Origin of the sequence: Nitrosomonas mobilis (assembly GCF_900103035.1) — a bacterium.
Lineage (GTDB): Bacteria > Pseudomonadota > Gammaproteobacteria > Burkholderiales > Nitrosomonadaceae > Nitrosomonas > Nitrosomonas mobilis.
In genome coordinates, this window is the sequence record NZ_FMWO01000082.1 from 1 (window position 1) to 11,037 (window position 11,037).

At 48.0% G+C, this 11,037-nt stretch carries 10 protein-coding genes and 1 pseudogene; 9 read left to right on the plus strand and 2 right to left on the minus strand.

Features of this window, described 5'->3' with window-relative positions; all coding sequences use genetic code 11:
• A partial coding sequence (locus tag NSMM_RS12645) for an IS1595 family transposase (RefSeq protein WP_143001945.1) occupies window positions 1-600 on the plus strand: 600 nt, incomplete at its 5' end.
• Window positions 601-632: 32 nt separating this feature from the next.
• Window positions 633-2,084 (plus strand): MBL fold metallo-hydrolase RNA specificity domain-containing protein, encoded by a 1,452-nt coding sequence (locus NSMM_RS12650; protein WP_090287975.1) that lies wholly within the window; start codon window positions 633-635, stop codon window positions 2,082-2,084.
• A 120-nt stretch (window positions 2,085-2,204) separates the two neighbouring features.
• Here the strand turns inward: NSMM_RS12650 and NSMM_RS12655 are convergent, their stop codons facing one another.
• Complete coding sequence (locus NSMM_RS12655) at window positions 2,205-2,624, minus strand: c-type cytochrome (RefSeq protein ID WP_090287977.1); 420 nt, start codon at window positions 2,622-2,624, stop codon at window positions 2,205-2,207.
• A gap of 352 nt (window positions 2,625-2,976) precedes the next feature.
• Between NSMM_RS12655 and mnmG the strand changes: the two genes are divergently transcribed.
• The 5 genes from mnmG to NSMM_RS12680 all read left to right on the plus strand — a co-directional run bounded on the left by mnmG (window position 2,977) and on the right by NSMM_RS12680 (window position 8,229).
• A complete protein-coding gene (gene mnmG, locus NSMM_RS12660) occupies window positions 2,977-4,902 on the plus strand; it encodes a tRNA uridine-5-carboxymethylaminomethyl(34) synthesis enzyme MnmG (protein ID WP_090287979.1) in 1,926 nt (641 codons plus the stop codon).
• Window positions 4,877-5,524: a 16S rRNA (guanine(527)-N(7))-methyltransferase RsmG gene (rsmG, locus tag NSMM_RS12665; protein WP_090287989.1), complete on the plus strand. Its 648-nt coding sequence runs from the start codon at window positions 4,877-4,879 to the stop codon at window positions 5,522-5,524. Before mnmG ends, rsmG begins: the two co-directional genes overlap by 26 nt.
• 61 nt (window positions 5,525-5,585) lie before the next feature.
• Complete coding sequence (locus NSMM_RS12670; RefSeq protein WP_090287981.1) at window positions 5,586-6,350, plus strand: ParA family protein; 765 nt, start codon at window positions 5,586-5,588, stop codon at window positions 6,348-6,350.
• Window positions 6,351-6,375: 25 nt separating this feature from the next.
• The gene (locus NSMM_RS12675) at window positions 6,376-7,224 is read left to right on the plus strand and encodes a ParB/RepB/Spo0J family partition protein (RefSeq protein ID WP_090287991.1); all 849 of its coding nucleotides are present in this window, start codon (window positions 6,376-6,378) and stop codon (window positions 7,222-7,224) included.
• A gap of 42 nt (window positions 7,225-7,266) precedes the next feature.
• Window positions 7,267-8,229: an ADP-ribosylglycohydrolase family protein gene (locus tag NSMM_RS12680; protein WP_090287982.1), complete on the plus strand. Its 963-nt coding sequence runs from the start codon at window positions 7,267-7,269 to the stop codon at window positions 8,227-8,229.
• Between the two features lie 50 nt (window positions 8,230-8,279).
• Here the strand turns inward: NSMM_RS12680 and NSMM_RS12685 are convergent, their stop codons facing one another.
• Window positions 8,280-8,966, minus strand: coding sequence for a zinc metallopeptidase (locus NSMM_RS12685; protein ID WP_090287984.1), 687 nt, complete (start codon window positions 8,964-8,966; stop codon window positions 8,280-8,282).
• A gap of 880 nt (window positions 8,967-9,846) precedes the next feature.
• Here NSMM_RS12685 and NSMM_RS12690 point away from each other — a divergent pair.
• A complete protein-coding gene (locus NSMM_RS12690; RefSeq protein WP_090287985.1) occupies window positions 9,847-10,191 on the plus strand; it encodes a hypothetical protein in 345 nt (114 codons plus the stop codon).
• Window positions 10,178-11,029, plus strand: a pseudogene (locus tag NSMM_RS12695) (IS1595 family transposase); the annotation flags it as partial. The gene NSMM_RS12690 and the pseudogene NSMM_RS12695, both read left to right, overlap by 14 nt.
• Between the last annotated feature and the right edge of the window lie 8 nt (window positions 11,030-11,037).

An 11,037-nucleotide genomic window follows, 5' to 3' on the forward strand; every position in this document is an offset into this window, starting at 1 on the left:
TGGCGCCATCGGTTCCTGACTTTGCCGGCGGCTACTAAAGCCAACCACTTGCAAGGAATCATTGAGGCGGATGAGACCTTTTTTCCCTCTTCCTGCAAAGGTCAACGTCACCTGAATCGTCCACCGCGTAAACGCGGCAAGCAAATCCATGCACGTGGAACAGGCAAAGATCAGGTGCCGGTGCTGGTAGTACGCGACCGCTCTGGTGCAACAGCAGATTTCATGTTGAATGCGCTTGATAAAAAGACAATTGAGCCTCCTTTGCGGGCTATCCTGGCAAAAGATGCCATTTTCTGTAGTGATGGCGCTGCCGTCTACCGGTCTGTGGCTCATAGCCTCGGAATTACCCATCGCCCCGTCAATCTCTCTGCTGGAATTCGAGTCATTGCTGGTGTTTACCATATCCAGAATGTTAATGCCTACGACAGCAGACTTAAACAGTGGATGAAAAGATTTCATGGGGTCGCAACCAAATACCTGGAAAATTACCTGGGCTGGCGTAGATGGCTGGAACGTTGGGGTGGGCACAACTCGCCAATCATTGGACTCCAGGCCGCTCTCGGACGAGAAAATCAGTTTCAACTATTAATGCAGACATAGCCTAATTTAATCATAATCACAAGGATAGCTACATGCACATCACATTTCTAGGCGGAGCGGGTGAAGTAACGGGGTCATGTTATTTGATCGAAACAAAAGAAATCCGTTTTCTGGTGGATTGCGGAATGTTCCAGGGAGGCCGCGAAGCAGATTATAAGAATCGGACGGCAATCAATTTTAATCCGGAAAAAATCGATTTTGTATTGCTGACACATGCGCATATCGACCATTCTGGTCTGTTACCGCGCTTAAGCGCGCTTGGCTTCCGAGGAGCAGTTTATGCGACAGCAGCAACAGCCGATCTACTGGATGTGATGCTAAAAGATAGCGCCTACATTCAGGAAAAAGAAGCTGAATGGCGAAATAAACGTTTGCTACGAAAAAAACATCAGCTGAGCTATGAGAGTGCTCCACTTTATACCGTAGCGCAGGCGGAAGCCTTGCTGCGACAAATACGTAGCGTTCATTACGACAAAATTTTCCAGCCGCACTCTTCCATACGTTGTCAATTTCGCGAAGCAGGGCATATTTTGGGGTCCGCAATTATCGAGGTCTGGGTAAAGTCTGGCTCACAGCATCGCAAAATTGTTTTTTCAGGTGATCTGGGGCAGCCTGGACATCCTATTGTGCGCGATCCGGCTCGAATCAAACAAGCGGATTATCTATTGATAGAATCCACCTATGGAAATCGGCTGCACCGAAGCATGGAAGCCACCCGAGATGAGCTGGCAAAAGTCATCAACGACGCCATTTCGCAAAATAGTGGCAATGTTATCGTTCCCGCTTTCACGGTTGGACGTACTCAGGATCTGCTGTTTTTGTTGGCAGATCTTCAACGGCAGGGGCGGTTGGGCAAAATGAATCTTTTTATTGATTCTCCGATGGCATTGGCAGCAACTGAAATTACTTTGAAGCACCAGGCACTGCTTGATCAGGAAACTATCGAAACCATCAACTGGTTCCGTCAGCAAAACGAGAACCTGAAAATTCACTTTGTACATTCAGTAGAGGAATCGATACAGCTTAATCAAATACAGCGTGGTGCAATCATACTTTCCGCCAGCGGCATGTGTGATGCCGGCCGAATCAAATATCACCTTAAATACAATCTCCCACGGCCAGAATGCAGCATCTTGATTATTGGCTTCCAGGCGGCAGGAACGTTGGGCCGAAGGTTAGTGGATGGTGCAAAGAAAGTACGTATTTTTGGTGAGGAAATACCGGTACGCGCATCTATTCATACGATTGGAGGGTTATCAGCACATGCCGACCAGGCGGATTTAATCAACTGGTTAAAAGGTTTCAATTCTGCCCCGAAAAGAACCTATATTGTTCACGGCGAGCCTGAAAATGCAAAGGCGCTGGCTGACAAGATCCAGCAGCAGCTTCATTGGAAAACAAGTATTCCGCTGCGCGGCACGACTGAATTTCTGGGATTAACAAATACCGAACATTCAATTCCGCACAAAAACTCAGAGTTCTAAGCAAGATTGGAAGCACAAAAAAATACTGATCTCGCATGCATTAATATACAGGAAGAGAAAGAAATAATTTTTGAGCATCTGATTTTGCTTAGAACCCGGGGTGTTTAGAGGTGCCCTTACTTATTTGGAGCGGCTGTTTTTCAATACGTAGTCAGCGAGGCGATCAGCCGGTTCGCCTTGTATGTTGGGGAACGCAGTCATTCGCATACTGCCATTTTGTACTTTATTAATAATTGCGCTCTTGGAGGTGCTGCTTTCACTGAGCGCCATGATACCGTCGGATAGCGGCTTGTGACATCCAGTACAATTCATATTAAAAATCTCTTCACCGGTTGCATTTGCTGGTGGTGTATAACCGTCCGTTTTTGAGCATCCAACCAATCCAATTAATGCCAATACAACGATCGTCGTTAAAAATATTTTCAATTTATTTCTCCATTTATTTAGAAGCCTTCCATAAGCTTTATTTTTGCCGTAGCCGCAGGTGATAGTTACGCATACGGCATTCAAACTTGTTACACTTGAAGTCGTATTTCGCATTTGACATTCATCAGGTAGCGATATCACCCATTACCACCTGACAGAACCTGCCAACTTGATTATAGCAATATCAGTTATCTGCCATGCAAGTAAAGATCAAGTGGTCACTATTATATATTGCCGCGAAGTAAGACTATTCCGCACAGCTATGTTTCACGTGAAACATTTGCTTAAAAACTTCAAAGTGCATACAGCAAAAGCCATGCCCAAAATATTAGTGCTATGATCAGCACGAATAAAAAAGGTAAACTTCCTGATACGATATTTTTGCGGATTACACAATTTAATTGTTGGACAATAACTAATATGACAAACCATCTTCAAAGAAAAATAAGGTTGACACCCCAATACTATGGGTAAGATAGGCTCTTACGATATTATCATCATCGGGGGAGGGCATGCAGGTACCGAAGCTGCGCTGGCAGCTTCCCGTATGGGACAGGCAACTCTGTTGTTGACCCAGAACATCGATACACTAGGACAAATGTCGTGCAATCCATCGATTGGTGGTATTGGCAAAGGGCATCTGGTCAAGGAAATCGATGCGCTTGGCGGAGCAATGGCCTTGGCCATCGATGAAGCTGGCATTCAGTTCCGTATTCTGAATTCAAGCAAGGGGCCGGCAGTACGTGCGACACGTGCGCAGGCCGACCGAACGCTGTACCGCCAGGCGATACGACGCCAACTGGAGGCACAAAAAAACCTGTTTATCCTCCAATCAACCGTTGAAGATCTGCTGATGCGTGGTGAGCGAGTAATTGGCGTAAAAACCCATCTTGGGATTACCTTTGAAGCAAAAGCAGTTGTCTTGACCGTGGGCACATTTCTGGCTGGATTAGCCCATGTTGGTGGTCAGAGTTTTCAGGCAGGGCGGGCCGGAGATCCGGCATCTATTAGTCTGGCGCATCGTCTCCGTGAAATGCCACTGCCGGTGGGTCGTCTGAAAACCGGCACACCACCCAGAATTGATGCGCGCAGTATCGATTTTACTTTGCTGGATGAACAGCCGGGCGATACGCCCGTGCCAGTATTTTCTTTTATTGGCGATGAAAGGCGCCATCCACGTCAGGTGCCCTGCTGGATGGCGCGTACAAATACGCGCACACATGAAATCATTCGAGAAGGGCTGGATCGTTCCCCTTTGTTCACGGGTAAGATCGAAGGCGTCGGTCCTCGTTACTGCCCCTCTATCGAGGACAAGGTGGTCCGTTTTGCTGAAAGGGACTCACACACCATTTTTCTGGAGCCGGAAGGACTGGATTCTCAGGAAATATATCCAAATGGAATCTCGACCAGCCTGCCATTTGATTTACAGTTGTCGCTAGTCAGGTCGATCAAGGGGCTAGAAAATGCGCATATCACCCGTCCGGGTTATGCCATCGAATACGATTATTTTGATCCACGTGCACTCAAGCGATCCTTGGAAAGTAAAGTAATTAATGGATTATTTTTTGCTGGCCAGATCAATGGCACAACTGGTTATGAAGAAGCTGCCGCACAGGGATTACTAGCAGGATTGAACGCCAGTCTGCTGGTTCAGGAGCGTGAACCATGGTATCCACAGCGCGATGAAGCCTATCTTGGCGTGCTCGTCGACGATTTGGTCACAAATGGTGTCACCGAACCTTATCGCATGTTTACCAGCCGTGCGGAATTTCGCTTGCAGTTGCGTGAAGACAATGCCGACAGGCGTTTGACTGAAATCGGGCATCGGCTGGGGTTGGTAAATGAATACCGCTGGCAGGCGTATTCCGACAAATATAACGCCATCAATACTGAAAAAGCCAGGTTACGTGGGCAATCCGTTCAGCCAGAGCGCTTGCAGCAGTTGTATCAGTCTGTCAATATCGAAAAATTTGTTGCTCAATCCTGCAATCTATACGAATTATTACGCCGTCCAGAAATGACTTATGCCGCACTGGCTTCCTTGCCGGAAGCAGGTCCATTTGTGGCGAATGGCAGCATAGCGCAGCAAGTGGAAATCGATATCAAGTATGAAGGCTACATTAATCGTCAACGGGAAGAAGTTGCCCGTAATCGCCATTTTACTGAAACACGCCTGCCCACCGACCTTGATTATTGCGCAGTGCGCGGACTTTCCAACGAAGTTCAGCAAAAACTCAACCAACACCAACCGGAAACCATTGGACAGGCAGCGCGTATTTCCGGCGTAACACCGGCTGCAATCTCGCTACTGCTGGTACATTTGAAACGAGGTTTGTCATCAATCACCACCCAAAAGGAAATAAGAGATGGATCTGGAAGCACTTTTGATTGATGGCCTCGCAGAAATGCAGGAATTGCCAGCAGACCAGTCTTTACTGAAAAGGCAATTACTGCAATATATCGCGCTGCTGGTCAAATGGAACGCCACTCATAATTTGACAGCTGTTAAGACACCTGAAGCCATGATCACGCGGCACCTGCTGGACAGCCTGTCTGTTCTGCCGCATATTAGCGGCCCTAACGTTGTGGATGTCGGCAGCGGGGGCGGCTTTCCCGGCATTCCAATCGCCCTCGCACGCCCTGAATGGCAAATCACACTGGTAGAAAGTAACAGCAAAAAAGCAGCCTTTTTAAAACAGACCGTGCTGGAATTGAATATGCCCAATGTACGGGTGCTGCATCAGCGGGTTGAGAAAGTAAACCTTCAGGAAGAAATAAATACCGTTATTTCACGTGCTTTTTCAAGCTTAAGTCGTTTTGCACAGTCGAGCAGTTTACTTTGTGAGAAAAACCCTGAAAGTTGTCGTCTGGTTGCGATGAAAGGAAACTTTCCTGATCTCGAATTAATGCAATTACCCCCGGAATTCGCGGTGGAACAGATCATCGCGATTACCGTACCCAGGCTCAAAGCCAAGCGGCATTTGATCGTGATGAAATGTGGGCAGGGTGTATGATGAGAAAAATTGGTTTTTCAGGCATTAGTTGTCTCCATCATTACCGCCGAACTAACCTTCCATGACTAAAATTCTGGCCATTACCAATCAAAAAGGCGGGGTAGGCAAAACGACCACCAGTATCAATCTCGCTGCCAGCCTGGTGAATGCCGGCATGCGCGTCTTATTGGTGGATCTCGACCCTCAGGGCAACACCACGATGGGTAGTGGTGTCGACAAACGTTTTCTGGATAAAACCATTTATCAGGTATTACTTGGTGAGAACCTGGTAACCGATGTTTTTCTGGCGACCACGCCGGGTAAGTACGATCTGCTCCCCGCTAATCAGGAACTTGCTGGCGCCGAAATAGAGATGGTCGGCCTCGATAAACGAGAAACCCGCTTAAAGGATGCATTGCATCCCGTGCAAGCGAGCTACGATTTCATATTAATTGACTGTCCACCTGCACTCAATTTACTGACTATCAATGGATTATGTGCAGCTCATGCTGTCATGATTCCAATGCAATGCGAATATTATGCCCTCGAAGGGCTCAGTGATCTTGTAAACACAATCAAAAGGATAAGAACAAGTTTCAACCCGGCGCTGAAAATAGAAGGCCTACTCCGCACCATGTTTGATCCACGTAACCTGCTGGCACAGCAGGTTTCCGACCAGTTGCAGCAGCATTTTGCAGGCAAGGTTTATCAAACCATCATTCCACGCAACATCCGGCTCGCTGAGGCACCAGGTTTTGGTAAACCCGTCCTCTATCATGATCGGCAATCCAAAGGGGCGCGTGCTTACTTCGCACTGGCCGATGAGCTTCTCGCCGCATCCCGTTAACCTCATCAATAGCGCATCCATGACCATGAATAAAACGATCATAGCAAAGCCAAAAGGCTTAGGAAGAGGGCTTGACGCCCTGTTTTCAAGTGGAAATGCTGAGACCGAGTCTCTCTTAAGTCTGGAAATCAGTCTACTGCAACCTGGCAAATACCAACCGCGAACCAACATGAATCAGGCAGCACTGATGGAGCTGTCCGAATCAATCAAATCGCGAGGTATCATGCAACCGATACTGGTACGTCCTCTGGTATCCGGCACATATGAAATCATCGCAGGAGAAAGACGCTGGCGCGCAGCACAGCTTGCCGGATTGAGCCAGATACCCGCGCTGGTACGTAACGTCAAAGATGAGGCAGCACTGGCACTCTCGTTGATCGAAAATATCCAGCGGGAAGACCTCAATCCGATGGAGGCTGCTTTAGGTATCCAGCGATTGATAGACGAATTTGGTATGACGCACCAATCTGCTGGTGAGGCACTGGGAAGCTCGCGTAGCGCTATCACCAATTTATTGCGGCTGCTGAATCTGGCTGAAGCTGTGCAGGAGTTGATCATGCAGGGCAAGATTGACATGGGCCACGGTCGTGCGTTACTCGCTCTAGACAAGAAAAAGCAGGTTGAAGTTGCGCAACTTATTGTAAAAAAACAACTATCTGTTCGTGAAACCGAAAGATTTATCCAGCAGCTGAATCATCCGCCGGCCAATAAAACAAATTACCTAGATCGAGATTTGTTGCGTCTGCAAGAAGATCTTTCTGCTCGACTGGGTGCTACAGTAGCCATCAAAGCTGGTAAAAAAGGGGCGGGTAGTCTTGTCATTCAATATGCCAGTCTCGATCAACTGGATGGTATTCTGCTGCGGCTAAAATAACGCTAACGGAATTTATTATTTTGTAATATTAATGGATTTGTCATGAGTATATATTTTAGTGATAAAAAGGCCATGGTAATGGGTGCGCTGGTAGCTGATGCTGCCTCGCTCGGATTACACTGGCTCTATGATGTTAACCGGATTGCTGAAATAGAGCAGAGAAAAGGATTGGTTTTTCTCCAACCCGAGGAGGATTATTATGCTGGTGGCAAGGGATATTATGCACATAGCAACAAGCGATCGGGTGAGGCTTCGGCTTACGGTGAGGCTTGTTTGTTGATGCTGAAGCATCTGGCAGATCATGGCCAGTTTGATTGCCGGGCGTATCAAAAAGCCTATTGTGGCTTCTTCGGACCAGGTGGGAAATATATCGGCTATGTTGACACACCGACACGCCAAACGCTGGCTGTCTTATTGGCCGCAAAGGATAATGACTATCCAGCGCGATCAGGTGCGGATGATGATCAACATCCGGCACTGGCAACAATACCTGCGCTTGTCGCCGCCCATCGTGGGTCCAAGGAAGAATTATTGGCAGCGGTAGATACTGCCGCACGCATTACCAGCAACAACGAACGGGCAGTCAACGCCGCCAAAGCTCTTGCGAGCACCTTGTATTCACTGCTGGCGGGAGAACCCCTGCAAGCGGCATTACGCAACGGCATCGCATGTGCCGAAGATGCGTTGGCAACCAGGCTGGAAGAATGTCTTGCAATCAATAAACTGCCTGCTACCGAAATAGGAGAAAAATTTGGCCGCGCCTGTCACGTTCAGGAGGGCCTACCAGTAGTATTTCATATTGCGCGCTACGCAACTGACTATCAGTCAGCCATACAGGAAAATATTCGTGCAGGTGGCGACAGTTGCGGTCGCGCGGTTGCTCTTGGCGCAATCATGGCAACTGCAGCGGCTAACGACTCGGAATCCATTCCCTTACCATGGCTTGCACGCTATGCCCGACTGATAGAAGCAGCCGATGCGTTGGAGCACGCTATCAGGGAATAAAAATACTCAACTGACAAAGATATAACCAACCGCCCCCTTTCTCAAACTGGTCATCTCCTGCGCAAAATAGCAAACCAACGGGCAACGTTGAGGAGGGTAGAGAGCGAAGCGGCAATATAGGTCCAGGCAGCCGCTTTGAGTATTCTGCGGGCATGCGGCTCGTCTCCTTTCAGCAGAACCTGCTTGCGCTCCAGCAAAGGCAGCGCTCGGGCAAAACTTGCGTTCAACTCCATGGGGAGCGTTAGCAAATGAACCGCTGTTGCCGTTCCAAGTGTCAACAGACCACCAATCAGAAAAAGTAGACCGGCTGAAGGCATCCGGAAAACGGCCATTATCACCGGCGCCAGCATTAGAATGCCCGCTCCCATTTTTTCAGCTGGCATCGCCAACCGCACCAGTTTTGTCCGGAGCGCCAGCGGCAAATAAGTGTCTCGGTCCTGAATGGCATGTCCCACCTCATGCGCCGCAACGGTAATCGCCGTTAAAGACCGACCATTGAAATTATCTGGCGTTAACCGTACCGCTTTCTCAACCGGATCATAGTGATCGCCTTGCTCGGTAATTTCGACGCTCACTTGAGACAAATTTGCCTCATCCAGTAATAGACGTGCCAGTTGCGCGCCATTCTGAGAATAACGGTCATTTGGCTCACTATATTTGGCCATGGTGTGCTTCACCCAATAGGACGGCCCGATAATCATCGCGACTAACAACAGTATCAGAACAAAATAAATCATCTTGAGAATTCCCTATATGATCAAGCAATCATCAGGGTAACTCTAAAAATCTAGAATAAATCATCATATTGAATGATCACACCCTGCCTTGCTTCGAGGTTTGAATTCTTAGAGGTACCCAGTCAAAGAAAAGTGCCGCAGCTACCAATGCAACCGTCTTAGTAGCGAGCGTTTCTTTTCCTGGTGTTGCTGCATCCGCAGCAGGATATTATCCAGCATCTGCATAGGGCATCAATTGCCATAACCAATCATCTTCAGTCCTCATCCTCAACCGGGACGCAAGCATCTGCCTGCGCTTGAAAAGAAGCAGCTTTTTCTCAGGATAGCGCCAAACTCGAGCGGGTGGTATTTGATTACACCGGGGTCCAGTGCTATTTGGCCCTCCGAAGCTCGGGACCAGCGGGATCCATCAGAATATGGCAAGACAGACCGGTTTCGCGTACCGCCTGCTTGACATACTGAGCCATGCTTGCCCATACGGATAGATCATCGTGTGCACAATTGATGCGAGCACAATCCATTTCGGTGAGATCATACTTCGAAACGGAATGTCACGGACTCATAGGCTTGTTTTCTGATAACTTTCCCTGATTATATGTTACACCAGCACACCGTGGGACTAAACAATTTAGGTAACTACTCGCCCCCCAAAAAATATTTAAAAAAACACTTGACAGGTTTTTGTACGAGAAAAATTCAATTTTGTACCTCACAGCCAAATCTCTGCGATAAGCAGCTTAGACCCATCGCCAGGCTGATGACAGTACGATTTTGCCGTTTTGTCCGGGTGAGTTCATTTTATCCTCACCTGCTGGCTTATCGATCGCCAAAAAAAGCCGTGTTATGATGGAGTTATCGATAATAACCCATTAACATCAACGTGGCGAGTCTGGATAAAACTTCGGTTAGAGATGAAGTCAGTCGTTTGAAAGCAGACTTTGATCGTCTTGGCTCGGAAGGAAAATTATCTTCTGAGAGTCAGGCAATCATGAATAGCCTGTTTATGATTGTCGAACTGATCCTGGCTATTTTTCTTGAGCGCAGCACCAAAAAAGATAGTGGCAATTCCAGCAAACCCTCTTCTCAAACGCTAAAAGATGAGTCTGCGCTAAGAACTTGTTCAAAGTCTTTCCTGATTAGTTACTTCTCTCAGAAATCTTGTAAAATCTACAAATTGCGAAGAAACGTAGCAAAATCAGAGGAGGATGGCAATGGCGATGAATAAAATTCAGTTTCAGGCAGGCCTGTCACTGCATGAATTTCTGCATCAATATGGCACGGAAGCACAATGTGAAGCAGCATTGTTTGCTGCGAGGTGGCCACATGGCTGGAGATGCCTGCGCTGCGATGGGGAGCGATATTCCTGTACCCATAACGGCCGCAAGCTATGGGAATGCCTGGATTGTGGCTACCAATGTTCTTCAATTGTCGGCACCGTGTTTGAAAATACTAAATTACCGCTAAGAACCTGGTTTCTGGCCATTTACTTGATGACGCAAAGCAAGAATGCGGTCAGTGCATTGGAACTCAAACGTCAGCTGGGGGTAAGTTACAAAACGGCATGGTCGATCAAGCATAAGCTGTTACAGACCATGCTGCTGCGCGAAGAGCAACGCCGTCTGGATGGACGCGTGGAGGTTGACGATGCTTATCTGGGAGGTGAAAGGCCGGGAAAGCGCGGGCGGGGCGCGGCAAGTAAGACGCCATTTGTAGCGGCAATACAAACAAACAGCGAGGGGAAGCCACTTTATATACGCTTGACTCCCGTAGCGGGTTTTACATATGAAGCGCTCAAACAGTGGTCGGCTGAATGTCTGTCATCTACTGCACGAGTCGTATCTGATGGTTTGGGGTGTTTCGGGGCGGTTACGCATACAGCCGCGCAGCATGAGCGCCATATTGTGGGAAGTGGCAAATCTGCTGTGCAGCGTGCCGAGTTTCGCTGGGTCAATACGCTTCTTGGCAATCTCAAGACTGCCTTCAGCGGAACCTACCATGCATTCAATCACGCCAAGTATGCACAGCGCTATCTTGCAGAATTCTCCTATCGCTTCAATCGTCGGTAAAATCA